General features: G+C 53.7%; 13 protein-coding genes. 11 read left to right on the top strand and 2 right to left on the bottom strand.

Translation table 11 applies throughout. The annotated features are described in order from the left end of the window. Nucleotides 1-47 precede the first annotated feature (47 nt). Complete coding sequence (locus ACTU44_RS04785) at nt 48-2,594, top strand: EAL domain-containing protein (RefSeq protein WP_462096801.1); 2,547 nt, start codon at nt 48-50, stop codon at nt 2,592-2,594. A gap of 74 nt (nt 2,595-2,668) precedes the next feature. Here ACTU44_RS04785 and ACTU44_RS04780 read toward each other — a convergent pair whose 3' ends face one another. After that, on the bottom strand, nt 2,669-4,006 hold the full coding sequence (locus tag ACTU44_RS04780; RefSeq protein WP_462096800.1) for a sodium-dependent transporter: 1,338 nt from the start codon (nt 4,004-4,006) through the stop codon (nt 2,669-2,671). A 283-nt stretch (nt 4,007-4,289) separates the two neighbouring features. Between ACTU44_RS04780 and ACTU44_RS04775 the strand changes: the two genes are divergently transcribed. From ACTU44_RS04775 to ACTU44_RS04730, 10 genes are all read left to right on the top strand, one after another. Continuing rightward, nucleotides 4,290-5,033 (top strand): DUF1223 domain-containing protein, encoded by a 744-nt coding sequence (locus ACTU44_RS04775; RefSeq protein WP_462096799.1) that lies wholly within the window; start codon nt 4,290-4,292, stop codon nt 5,031-5,033. Between the two features lie 228 nt (nt 5,034-5,261). After that, a complete protein-coding gene (ccmA, locus tag ACTU44_RS04770) occupies nt 5,262-5,963 on the top strand; it encodes a heme ABC exporter ATP-binding protein CcmA (RefSeq protein ID WP_114097860.1) in 702 nt (233 codons plus the stop codon). After that, on the top strand, nt 5,960-6,625 hold the full coding sequence (gene ccmB / locus ACTU44_RS04765) for a heme exporter protein CcmB (RefSeq protein ID WP_114097859.1): 666 nt from the start codon (nt 5,960-5,962) through the stop codon (nt 6,623-6,625). The genes ccmA and ccmB overlap by 4 nt, the downstream gene beginning before the upstream one ends. A gap of 13 nt (nt 6,626-6,638) precedes the next feature. Beyond that, nucleotides 6,639-7,427, top strand: coding sequence for a heme ABC transporter permease (locus ACTU44_RS04760; protein ID WP_114097858.1), 789 nt, complete (start codon nt 6,639-6,641; stop codon nt 7,425-7,427). Next, nucleotides 7,424-7,621, top strand: coding sequence for a heme exporter protein CcmD (ccmD, locus tag ACTU44_RS04755; RefSeq protein WP_114097857.1), 198 nt, complete (start codon nt 7,424-7,426; stop codon nt 7,619-7,621). The genes ACTU44_RS04760 and ccmD overlap by 4 nt, the downstream gene beginning before the upstream one ends. Nucleotides 7,622-7,634: 13 nt before the next feature. Further along, entirely contained in the window at nt 7,635-8,123 is a 489-nt protein-coding gene (gene ccmE, locus ACTU44_RS04750) for a cytochrome c maturation protein CcmE (RefSeq protein ID WP_114097856.1), read from the top strand. 133 nt (nt 8,124-8,256) lie between these two features. Next, nucleotides 8,257-10,353, top strand: coding sequence for a heme lyase CcmF/NrfE family subunit (locus ACTU44_RS04745; protein ID WP_462096798.1), 2,097 nt, complete (start codon nt 8,257-8,259; stop codon nt 10,351-10,353). Then, nucleotides 10,350-10,886, top strand: coding sequence for a DsbE family thiol:disulfide interchange protein (locus tag ACTU44_RS04740; protein ID WP_114097854.1), 537 nt, complete (start codon nt 10,350-10,352; stop codon nt 10,884-10,886). The genes ACTU44_RS04745 and ACTU44_RS04740 overlap by 4 nt, the downstream gene beginning before the upstream one ends. Further along, nucleotides 10,883-11,383: a cytochrome c-type biogenesis protein gene (locus tag ACTU44_RS04735; protein ID WP_114097853.1), complete on the top strand. Its 501-nt coding sequence runs from the start codon at nt 10,883-10,885 to the stop codon at nt 11,381-11,383. Before ACTU44_RS04740 ends, ACTU44_RS04735 begins: the two co-directional genes overlap by 4 nt. Nucleotides 11,384-11,432: 49 nt before the next feature. Further along, nucleotides 11,433-12,149, top strand: a complete 717-nt coding sequence (locus ACTU44_RS04730; RefSeq protein ID WP_114097852.1) for a tetratricopeptide repeat protein — start codon at nt 11,433-11,435, stop codon at nt 12,147-12,149. 23 nt (nt 12,150-12,172) lie between these two features. Here ACTU44_RS04730 and ACTU44_RS04725 read toward each other — a convergent pair whose 3' ends face one another. Next, entirely contained in the window at nt 12,173-12,451 is a 279-nt protein-coding gene (locus ACTU44_RS04725) for a hypothetical protein (protein WP_462096797.1), read from the bottom strand. Nucleotides 12,452-12,463 lie beyond the last annotated feature (12 nt).

The following is a 12,463-nucleotide window of genomic DNA, read 5'->3' as shown; positions in this document are numbered from 1 at the left end:
CTTCTGAACACAACACAAGAGAGCACAGGACATCTGAGCAGGATCAAATGATACGCCCCACCCCAGCCGAAGATCGGTCTTTTGGTCTGACGGTCGGTATGTTATCGCCCGGGACAGTGTTGAGTTGCAGTCCGGCAACATCGCTTGCGCAAGCCATTTCCAAAATGCGCAACGCCAACACCAGTTCCATCATAGCGATAGAATCGAACAAACCGGTCGGAATTCTTACTGAATACGATTTACTCTCGCTCCCTGCGGATTGCAAAACCGTGCTTTCCCAGCCTGTCGAAATGCATATGTCTTATCCGGTCCACACTGTTTCCATTCACGCAAGCCCCCAATCCGCCATCGCCCGAATGCGTGAACGCAACGTCCGCCATCTGGTCACCGTAGATGAAAATGATTGTCTGGTCGGCATCATCAGCCGCACGGATCTGATCCGCCAGATCAGCAACAAAAAGCCCTTTAGCGCAAATGACGTTGCCGATGCCCTTCGCCAGTCAACGATCTTTGTCGATGCCAGAATGCCGATCACCGATCTGCGCCGGCGCATGCATGAAGAAAAGCGCGATAGCGCCATCATCACCGGCTTTGCCGCAGATTTGCCGGTCGAATTGCAAACCGGAATTATAACCGAACGCGATATCCTGCGCGCATTGGCCGAAGATAATGACAATCTGACCGCAGGCGAAATCGCCACCCGTCCGGTCAGGATGATAAACGGTGATGTCAATCTGAACGACGCGCGCACAATCATGCTGCGCAATAATATCCGCCATCTCGTTGTGAAAAACCGTCACAAGGAAATCATCGGGGTCCTGTCCTTTGCCGATCTCCTGGAATTCATCGAACAGGACTATCTGGTTTATCTCAACAACATCAATGACGACAGCACCAGCGAACTGATCAAGGCGCGCCAGTCACTTGCACTTGCCCGCAAGCTGATTGAAAACTCCCCCGATTGTGTGATGGTTTGCAACGCACGCGCCGAAATCGAGGCGGTCAATCCTGCTTTCACCCGGATTACCGGCTATCAGGCTGACGAAGTGATTGGCAAGAATCCAAGCATTCTGCAATCAGGTCGGCAAAGCCCGGAATTCTACGCCAAAATGTGGGAAGATCTTTCGCAAACCGGAAAATGGGAAGGCGAAATCTGGAACCGTCGCAAATCGGGGGAAGTTTTCCCCGAATGGCTGACCATCATGGCCATCCGCGACAGCGACGGCACCATCAGTCATTACGCATCCATATTCACCGATATCAGTGAACGGGAAAAGAACCGCGAAGACATCCTGCGCATGGCCTTTACCGATGAGCTGACCGGTATGCCCAATCGTCGGCGGTTTTCGGAGCTACTGTCCCTGCATGTTGGTCGTGCGCGCCAGAACAATCGCTCCCTGACCGTGATGATGCTTGATATCGATAACTTTCAGCGCGTCAATAACGCGCTCGGTCACAATACCGGTGATGATGTTCTGGTCGAAGTTTCCAGACGCGTCAGCCGCGAGCTTGGCCATGACGCGGTTATGGCACGCGTTGGGGCCGATGAATATGCTGCGATCCTGCCGGACATCAAAACCGAGCAAGAGGCCCTTAACCTTGCCGAACGCCTGCTTGTTCGCCTTGGCGAGCCACATCTGACAAGCAGGGGCGATGACCTTTATCTGTCGGCAAGCATCGGGGTCGCTTCTTTCCCAAAGGATGCAAACGACACCAGCAACCTGTTGCGCTGTGTTGAACTTGCCATGTTGCAGGCCAAAGAACAGGGCCGCAACCGCGTTGGTCGTTACAGCGTGTCGATGCAAAGTCAAAAGGGTGCCGATCTGGCACTTGAAACCGCACTTCGCCGTGCACTTGATAACAATGAACTGCATCTGGCCTACCAGCCACAATTTGACGCCAAAACCGGTGTCCTTTGCGGGGTTGAGGCATTGACAAGATGGACCACAGCCAGTGGTGAAGTCATTCCACCCTCAACCTTCATTCCGGTTGCCGAAGAGATCGGGGTTATTGGTGAACTCGGGCGCTGGGTCATGCGCACGGCCTGCCGCCAACTGGTCGACTGGCGCAAGGAAGGCCTGCATAACTTGCGTCTGGCAGTGAATGTTTCGGTCCAGCAGTTTTATGGGACGGTTGATCTTGCCGAACAACTTCGTGCCATTCTGGTCGATAAGGGACTTTCGGCCGACCGGCTTGAGATTGAAGTCACCGAAAGCCTGTTCATGCGCAATATCGAAGACATGCGTGCCAAACTGCAGCGTGTTCGCGATCTTGGCATTCGCATTTCACTTGATGACTTCGGAACCGGTTTTTCCAGTCTGAGTTATCTGCGTACATTGCCGTTCGATATCATCAAGCTTGATCGAAGCTTTGTGACCGATATTGATCAGGGCGAAGAAGGCCAGACATTGGCCATTACCATCATCAATATGGCCCGCAACCTTGGCAAAACCTGTATTGCCGAGGGGGTCGAAAATGACCGTCAGCTTGATGTTCTGCGCGAAGCTGGATGTGATATTTTGCAAGGCTATCTGCTTGGCCGTCCCATGTCGGCCGCAGACATCTCGAAACTGGCCAGCACATCAACAGTCTGATCTCATGCACCATAAAAGCACAAAGGGCGGGGAAATTCCCGCCCTTTGGATTCTGGTCTTTGCGTCAACCCTGCTTAAAAGGTACCAAGCCCCTTGAGCAGGATGAAAGCAATTGCGACCGGTGCCACGAATTTGACGATCAGCCCCCAGGCACTGATCCATGCCGGAACAACACCGTTGTGGGCAGCAATCTCTTCCTTGGCTTTGCCCCAGATCACCCAGCCGACAAACAGCGAAATGAACAGACCACCAATCGGCAGCAGCAGGTTTGAGCTGATAAAGTCCATCAGATCAAAGAAGCTTTTGCCAAAGAAAGTGACATCAGACATCACACCAAGTGACAGCGATGATGGAATACCCAGCGCAAAGATGATCACGCCAATCACAATGGCCGCAGTCTTGCGGCTGACACCACGATCATCAACGAAATAGGCCACGACCACTTCAAGGATCGACACCGCCGATGTCAGGGCCGCAATCGCCAGCAGCAGGAAGAACATAAAGGCAAAGACCGAGCCCATCGGCATATGAGCAAACACCGCCGGAAGCGTGATGAAGGTCAGGCCGGGACCGGCACTCGGATCAAAGCCGAACGCAAATACGGCTGGCAGGATCAACAGACCGGCCATCACGGCAACCGCCGTATCAAGCAAGGTGACCCAACCCGCCGAACTTGCAATATTTTCCTTTTTCGACAGATACGAGCCATAGGTGATCATCGCACCCATGCCCAGCGAGAGCGAGAAGAAGGCCTGCGAAAGTGCATCGGAAACCGTATTCCAGGTCACTTTCGAGAAATCAGGCGCCAACAGGAAGGCAACACCTTCTTCACCGCCAGGCAAGGTCACCGAACGAATGATCAGTATGATCAACAGCGCAAACAGCGCAGGCATAAGGATTTTGGAAGCTCGTTCGATCCCGGAACCGACACCTGCCAGCACCACAAGAACCGTAAGTGCCATGAAGATTGCATGATAGATCAGCGGTGAAACCGGATCGGAGATGAAGTCCCCGAAAATATTCCCCAACGCAGCCGGATCTTCGATCGCCAAAGCACCCGAAAGCGATTTGATCATGTAGGAAATCGTCCAGCCGGCAACGACGCTGTAGAAGGAAAGAATAATAAAGGCAGCAGCCACACCAAAGAAGCCGACAACTGGCCAAAGCCCGCCTTTAAGCTTCGCAAATGCGCCAATCGCATTCTTTTCCGACATTCGACCGATCACGAACTCGGCCAGCATGACCGAAATCCCGATGGTAAAGACCAGCGCGAGATAGATGATCAGGAAGGCGCCACCGCCATTCTCGCCAGCCATATAGGGGAACTTCCAGATGTTCCCAAGCCCGACAGCCGACCCCGCAGCCGCCAGAATAAATCCGAGGCGCGAGCCCCAGTGTTCACGTTTCATCATTAACCTGCAAACCTCTTTGTCGACCGGCCTCGTTGGAATTCTGCTCCCGCCAACGTGCCAGTTCCTCATTTTTGCCTTTAACGCAAAGGTTCAAGACGTCCCTCACGATGCCATCAGATCCGTGGAATGGTTCTGATTGGTCCGCAGCTCTTAACACCAATCTTTGGAAATCTCATTTCGAAATTTGGTAAAAAAGCGCAAAAATCCGCCCTTTTGCCGATCTCTGTACTCTCAAGGCCTTGTGATTAGGGGTTGATGGGTGTTTTGAGGCATTATGACAGGCATGAAACATTCTCGTCCCCTCATAACCGCCCTTTTTTGCACGATGATGCTGGTTTCTGGTGATATTCATGCATCCCAAAGCGTCATGCCGCGTGCCGTGGTGGAACTTTACACCTCGCAGGGATGCAATTCCTGCCCGCCGGCTGATCGCGTTCTTTATGAGCTGAATCAGGAAGATAGTACCCTTCTTGTGCTGTCATATCATGTCGATTACTGGAACTATCTGGGATGGACCGATCCGTTTTCAGATGCACGTTACAGTGACCGGCAACGCGACTATGCCAATCGCATGCGCGAACGTTACGTCTATACCCCGCAGGTCATTGTCAATGGCGATACCGTGGTTCGGGCGACCGCAAAACGCCGTATCGAGTCGACCAGCAAAACCGTTGCACCCCTGAAAGATATTTCGGAAATCTCGCTGGCTTCCGAAAATCACGGTCAACCGGCCCAAGGTGCGATCACCCTTAAAGCTGTTGGCAAATCTGGCGCACAACAGGCCAATCGTATTTGGCTCATCGGCTATGACCGTGAACATCAGCGTGATGTCCTGTCGGGCGAGAATGCGGGGAAACGGCTGGTTCATGCCAATGTCGTCCGAGAAATGATTGATCTTGGCCCCTGGGACGGGACGGAGAAAAACATCCCGTTCACCATGACCACCGCCTATGACGGTGGCATCGCGGTTCTGATCCAGAATGGTCGGGGTGGACCGATTATCGCCGCCTCTGTCGTCCGGTTTTAACCCCTTCTTATCTTACCTAACCATCCTATCACCTAAATCCGGTTCATTTGTTGGAAACCGAGCACCTGTTATGTCCATGGCACGGATCGCATATCGGCTGATGGCTAGTTTGGATTGACTTGAAGCAAAGCCACCGCAATCGATATCGGTTAAAGAATGGATCATCGGCCTTAAGACGTTATAGAATATTTCCAACAAGGCTGAGCGTATGGTTATTGAACGGGTTACATGGCAAATTTTAGCGGTTCTGACTTGACCTGCCTGCGTGGCGAGCGGCTTGTATTTGGTGGCGTTTCATTTGCCGCCCAATCCGGTGACGCAATCATGCTGCGTGGTCGAAACGGTGCCGGGAAATCAAGTCTGCTGCGTGTTATGGCGGGTCTTCTGTCCCCCCGTTCCGGTCAGATTTGCTGGGACGATGAAAACATCGCCGATGACCGGATCGCCCATCAGGCCCGGTTGCAATATCTGGGACATCAGGATGCCGTCAAACCGGTTCTGTCGGTACGCGACAATTTGCGTCTTTGGGGGCAATTGCGCGGTGTCAAAAACCTTGAACAGGAAATTGATACAGCCCTTGATGTGCTTGATATCCATCATCTTTCCCGGGTATCAGGACGCTATCTTTCAAGCGGTCAGAAACGCCGCACCGCCCTTGCCCGCATTCTGATTGGTCAAAGTGACCTTTGGCTGCTGGACGAACCCACAGTCGGGCTTGACCGTGAAAGCTGTGGCGAGGTTTCGCGCATGATCGCCGATTTCAGGTCTTCCGGCGGTATCGTGATTTATTCGACCCATATTGATCTGGAAGTCGACAATCCGGTTATTCTTGATCTGGATAAATTTGCGATCCCGATGGTCGAATGGCTGATGGAACATTCCGAGTTTGATGATCTTGGCCCTGATCCGGCACAGGAGGCCGCCCAATGAACGGCTTCCTTGCCATTTTGCAACGCGATCTGCGGCTTGCCCTGCGTCAGGGGGCTGATTCGGTCATGGTTGTGGCATTCTTTATCGTCACGACAACCCTGTTTCCATTCGGTGTCGGCCCCGAGGCCAACATTCTGGCACGTATTGCATCGGGGGTTATCTGGGTTTCGGCATTGCTTGCGGCCATGCTGTCACTCGAACGGGTTTTTCAGACAGATTACGAAGACGGCACGCTTGAACTTTTGACCCTGTCGCCGGTCTCGCTTGAATTGCTGGTCTTGGGCAAGGTGCTCGCACACTGGCTGACCACCGGATTGCCATTGATCATTGCTGCCCCCTTGATGGCGGTGATGCTCAATATGGACCAGAACGGATTTGTCACGCTGATGATTGCCATGTTGCTGGGTACCCCGGCATTGAGCCTGATCGGGGCAATTGGCGCGGCCCTTATTCTTGGCGCGCGACGTGGCGGTGTACTTGTTTCATTACTGGTACTCCCCCTGTATATTCCGGTTCTGATTTTCGGAGCCGGCGCAGTTGAGGCGGCCTTGCTGGGTATTTCAGCAACCGCACAGTTACAAATAATGGGTGCCATTTTGCTGATCACATTGGCGGCCACCCCGTTTGCCACCGCACATGCGGTGCGTCAGGCAATGGAATAACGGACAGAAGAATATGCATCGTTTTGCCAAACCAAGTGTGTTTCTGAAGCTGACCGACCCGCTCCTGCCATGGTTGGCCGGTGCAACAGCGATCCTGATTGCAACCGGGCTTTATTTCGCGCTTTTTGCGTCACCACTTGACTATCAGCAAGGCGACACCGTGCGGATCATGTATTTACATGTCCCTGCCGCCTGGATGGGTTTGTTCTGCTATGTCGGCATGGCAATTTGCGGTGCAATGAGCCTGATCTGGAAGCATCCGCTTGCTGACATCTGCGCGCGCGCCACGGCTCCGATCGGTGCGACCTTTACCGCACTTTGCCTGATCACCGGATCTTTGTGGGGCGAACCAATGTGGGGCACATGGTGGGTATGGGATGCGCGCCTGACCTCGATGCTGATCCTGCTGTTCCTGTATCTTGGCTATATCGCGCTGGTGAATGCATTTGATGATCCCGAACGCGGATCAAAGGCCGGATCGGCACTTGCACTGGTTGGTGCCATCAATGTCCCGATCGTCAAGTTTTCGGTCGACTGGTGGAACACCCTGCATCAACCGGCATCCATCGTCCGGATGGATGGCCCGAGCGTTGATCCGAGCATGCAATTGCCGCTTGCTCTGATGATCCTCGGGTTCACCTGTTATTATTTTGTGCTGCTGATTTTGCGGGTGCGTCTTGAGCTTAATGAACGTCGCATTCGCGCCTTGCAGCTTTCTGGCATGTTTGACGAACGATCCGATCAGGAAGCTGAAAAAGCCAACAGCTATGATGCGGGTCACAATGCGGAGGCCAGCCAATGAGTGAGTTCTTCTCAATGGGCGGATATGGCAGCTATATCTGGGGCAGCTACGCCATAACGGCAATTGCCATGATTGCCCTGTTGCTGGCGACCTTGCGCAGTTTGCGTAACAGCCGCATCGAACGCGACCAGCTTGAAACTGTTCTGCAGGCACGTCGTCCCCGCAGAACCAAGAAAGCCCCAAAGGCATCCTGACCGGAGAACTATTGTGTCACTTTCCCGCGCAAAAGCCCGTAAACGCCAACGCATGTATATTATCGGCGCTGTTCTTCTGGCAGTTGCCGGTGCGGCGGCATTGATCCTGACCGCGTTCGAGGATTCGGTTGTCTTCTTCTTCAGCCCTACCGAAATTGTTGAGAAGTCCCCTATTGATCCTGATCAGCGTCTGCGCATCGGCGGACTGGTCGTCGAAGGATCGGTCGCAAAGCTTGAAGATGGCAAGACCATCGCCTTTGTCGTGACTGATATGGCCCAATCTGTTCCGATTGCCTATAGCGGTATTCTGCCTGACCTGTTCCGTGAAGGTCAGGGTGTGGTCGCTGAAGGCCATATGAACGGAAACGGTACTTTTGTTGCATCCGAAGTTCTTGCAAAGCATGATGAAAACTACATGCCACCCGAAGTCGCCGAATCCCTTAAGAAAAGCGGCCATTGGGAAGAAATCGAACAAAAAAACGCGGAACAAATGCGCAATTAAGCCACATTCTATCGCGATAAAGTCCAATCAAACGCGTAAGAAAAACCCGGTTTTGACGTAACTGTGTTGTAGGTGTCCCGTCACACCGTCAGATATGTCTTCGGGGATCAGATCGGGGAAGCCTTAGACGGAGATGCTTGCAGAGTTCGGACATTTTGCCCTGCTCCTGATTGTGGTGACAGGCTTCGGTCAGGCTGTGCTGTGCAGCCCGCTTTGGCTGCGCTCGTCTTTACGGTCCTCCTTGCTGGGACCGGCAACTGTGCTTGCAGGCGGTTCCCCCGGTCCGTTTTCGGATGGTCCGGGCAATATGTCCGTCAGGCTCCCCACGCAAGATCTTCCTCGCCAGACCAGCCCGTATCTGATTCTGCCACTCGGTATTCTGGTGCTGGCAATCATCGCCGAGGCAGGCCTTCTGCATGCTTTCATTGTTAGCGACTTCAGCCTGCCGATTGTTGCGGATGTAAGCCATTCATCCACGCCATTATTGTTCCGCATCGGAGCCGCCTTTACCCCCGATGGCGGGGCGATGGTGCTTTGGTTGTTGGCGGTATCGCTGGTCAATGTGGTTCTTGCCATTCAGCTTTTTACCCCGGAAAAATCATCCTATGCCCAAGACGATGACGGATCGCTGTATCACAATGCCCTGTCTGTTCTTGGTCTGTTGATTGCCGTCCTGGGGCTCGCAACACTGATTGATGCCGACCCGTTTTTGCGGATGGCTGTTGCCCCGCTTGATGGACGTGGCATGAACCCGCAAAATCAGGACGTGTTGCGGGTTCTGCGCGAACCGTTCCTGTATCTTGGCCTTGCCGGACTGGCCGTAATTTATGCCCTGACCATTTCGGGCCTGCTTGACAAAAAGTTTGATCGCCGTATCGCCGAAACCATGCGCTTCTGGACAATTATGTCCTGGGTTTCGCTTGGAACTGCCATTGCGATCAATGCCTATCGATCCTATAGCCAGCAGGCATGGGGGAACTGGTGGTATTGGGATACGGCAGAGAACAGCTTGCTGTTGCCCTGGCTTTTGACCACGGCTCTTGTGCATTGCCGGGCTGTGCTTGAAAAAACCGAAACGCTTAAGGGCTGGACGGCATTTCTTGGACTTTCGGCACTCGCCGTTGGCTGGTTCGGGGTTTATCTGACCCGCTCGGACCTGTTTGGTCCGCTTCCCGAAACCCTGATGAAATCCGGCGACAGCATGACCCTTCTGATCGGGTTCTGTGTGGTCTTTGCCGGATCATATTATCTGTTCTGGCAACGCAGCGACAATCTGGGTGAACCAAGACCCTTCGAGCCGATTTCGCGCGAAAGCAGCATGTTCCTTAACAGTGTCATTCTTGCGCTGATTGCTGCAGTGGTTCTGATTGGGACCATCTATCCGCTGGTATTACGCTGGCTTGGCGGTGAAAACATTACAGTCGGCGGACCTTTCTATGTTGAAGTTCTGGTTCCGATGACAGTCCCGCTATTGTTGCTGATGGGCTTCGCCCCGACATTGCGCTGGCGTCAGGATGAAGTATGGCTGATCGGTCGGCGCATGAAGCTTGCCGCCATCCTGTCACTGATCATTTTTCTGTTTGTGTCGATCCGCTTTATTGACCTTTCACCGGCCCCGCTGATCGGCATCGGACTGGCGGGCTGGATTTTGACCGCATCGCTTAGCGACCTTTGGGCGCGCCTGTGGCGGCAGCCCGATCACGGTGAAAGCAAATACAGAAACCTTCAGCTTCTGGGGCCGCGTTATCTGAGCATGACCCTTGCCCATATTGGTCTGGCCGTCATGCTGGCTGGCGGGGCTGCAAGCAGCATCTGGGAAGAACAGATTGTTGTGTCTGCGCGCGCCGGTCAAAGCATCCAGGCTGGCCCCTACAACCTTCAATATGAAGGTGTGTCTTTGCTGGCTGGTGAAAACTATGCCACCCGGCAGGCAAAATTCATTCTCTATCGTCATGCCCTTCCTGTTACCGAGCTCTATCCGGAAATTCGCTATTATCCGATCCGCGGCGTTGAAACCCGTGAAGCGGGTATCTGGCATGGTCGTGACGGGGACTTGCACGTTTCTGTCGGCGATCGCGCCGATGATGGCGGACGGGTCGTTTCGGTCCGCTTCCTGCCAATGATGACATGGGTATGGGCAGGCATGATATTGATGCTGACGGGCGGATCCATCAGTATCGTTACACGCATATTCCTGCGCTTTCAGAAGAACGGAGTTTCCGCTTCATGAGATTTTCGCTTGCTGTGATCCCGCTGGTTCTGTTTGCGGCCCTGGCCGGGGTGTTTTTGATGAATATCGACAAGGATTCATCGGTTGTGCCATCGGTTTTGATCGATAAACCGGCACCGGATTTCTCTTTGCCGCCGCTTCCCGGACGCGACAAGGGCCTGTCCAAGGCTGATCTCACCAAAGGTCAGGTTTCGGTTCTCAATGTCTTTGCCAGCTGGTGTGTGCCCTGCCGCGCAGAACACCCGCTGATCAAGCGCCTTTCGCGCGAAGCCGATATTCCGGTCTTTGGCCTGAACTACAAGGAAAAAGATCCCCAGGACGGTGTCAAATGGCTGGCCGAACTTGGGGATCCCTATACTGCTGTCGGCATGGATCTGTCCGGCCGTACCGGTATTGATTTCGGGGTTTACGGTGTGCCTGAAACCTTCATCATCGATGGCACCGGTCAAATCAGATACAAGCATGTCGGTCCGGTTACGGTAGATGTGCTTGAGAATGTACTTCTGCCCAAAATTGCGGAGTTAAAAGGATGACCCGACGTCTTCTGACACTGATTGGCACCCTTGGCGTCATCATGCCGCTTCTGGCGGGAAATCCTGCATGGGCAGTGAACCCTGACGAGATGCTGTCCAATCCGGTTCTGGAAAAACGTGCCCGCGATATCAGCCAGGAACTGCGTTGCCTTGTCTGTCAGAACCAGTCGATTGATGATTCCGATGCCGAACTGGCCCGCGACCTGCGCGTGCTGGTTCGTGAACGCCTGATTGCAGGGGACACAAACGCAGAAGCCATTGACTACATTGTTGCACGCTATGGCGACTATGTTCTTTTGAACCCGCCCCTGAAACCGGAAACCTACATTCTGTGGGCCAGCCCGGCAGTTTTGGCAATTCTGGCCCTGCTTGCCGTCTTTGCGTTTTACCGACGCAAGCAACGCGAAGCAGCAGCAACAACGACATCCCTGTCGCGTGATGAACAGGCCCGCCTTGATGAAATTCTTGGCACTTCAAAAGATGACGGGCGCGCCTGATGTCCGCGATTATCTCGATGCATAAACACCACCCGGACGGAGGTCTGCGTTGATCTGGGTTGGTTTGTCTGCATTGGCGCTTTTTGGTGCGGCTGTCATTTATGTCAGCCTGCCCGGCTATAATGGCAAAGTATTTTCCCCGCGCCGGATGGGACTTTCCGTCATTCCGGTAGTGATTGCGTTTGGTGTTTATATTGTTATTGGCAATCCGACATTACCCGCGAAACCCTATGCCGAACGTGCAGGCGAGCGTAACCTTGCCGCAGCAGCCGCAGTTGCGGGCAATGTCACCAATCCGAATTACAAGACAGACCAGCAAATCCAGCGCCTGCTTAATCAGATCGTGCTGTCGCTTGAGGTCAATCCACGCAACCTTCAGGGCTGGGTGGCACTGGCGCGCGGCTCCTTGCGGCTTGGCAATATCGAACGGGCCGTTGCCGCCTTTGCGCAGGCCTATGCCCTTTCAGGGCACAACCCGTTATTGGCAATTGAATATGCCGACACCCGTATTACCGCGCAAAACGGCCAGATAGACAGCACGTCGCGCGATCTGGTGTTGCATGCTTTGGGTCAGATGCCCAACCATCTTCTGGCGCGCTATTATTACGGTATCATGCTGAAACAAAGCGACAAACCGTCACAAGCATTGAATGTCCTGCGCGATCTTTATCGCGACTTGCCAAAGGACGATCCGCTGGGCAACGCCACAGAAAGCGAGATCAAGGCTCTTCAGGCACTTTCAGATGCGCGTACCGACGCCCAGTAAATCCGCCCAGTAAACAACGTAAATCACGCACCGAACAGATACAGCACCCCAAGCAGGATGGCTGTGATCATCAATAAGGTGCCACCAAGTGCGCCAAGCTTCATGATCGGGTGAAGCTGAGCCAGATCGCTCTGGTTTGAACCACCCTTGCCAACAGCATTGCCATCAGACGCCGCACTGGTTTCGTTAAAGCGCCGCAAGGCTTCCTCGCCGCTCATTGGCGGCATCTTGATACGATCAAGGACCGTCCCCTGATCCGGGTTACGGTCCCTGTTCTGTTTGTCGACGTTTTTGTCTGTCATCAGATGTTTCTG

This window comes from Thalassospira sp. SM2505, from assembly GCF_054901115.1.
The sequence above is the reverse complement of the archived record's forward strand: the minus strand, read 5'-3'. Positions and strand labels throughout refer to the sequence as shown.